Annotated in this window: 1 pseudogene; it reads left to right on the forward strand. The window is 67.4% G+C overall.

Annotated elements, in window-relative coordinates:
• Window positions 1-218: pseudogene (locus EXE45_RS19280) on the forward strand (carbohydrate ABC transporter permease); the annotation flags it as partial.

Below are 218 nucleotides of genomic sequence, written 5' to 3' on the forward strand. Positions count from 1 at the left end.
GATCTTGGCGTTCTTCATGATCCCGATCGAGTCCGGGCTCGTCACCTCGTTCAAGACGTCGACCGGCGTCACCGGGTCGCTCCCGTTCGCGCCGCCGACGGGGAGCACGTTCACGCTGGAGAAGTGGCGCACGGCGTTCGACGCGCTCGGACGCGGCCTCATAAACAGCGCGCTGTACGCGATCCCGGCGACCGTCATCTCGGCGCTGCTCGGGAGCT

It is taken from the genome of Halorubrum sp. SP9 (genome assembly GCF_005435015.1).
GTDB lineage: Archaea > Halobacteriota > Halobacteria > Halobacteriales > Haloferacaceae > Halorubrum > Halorubrum sodomense.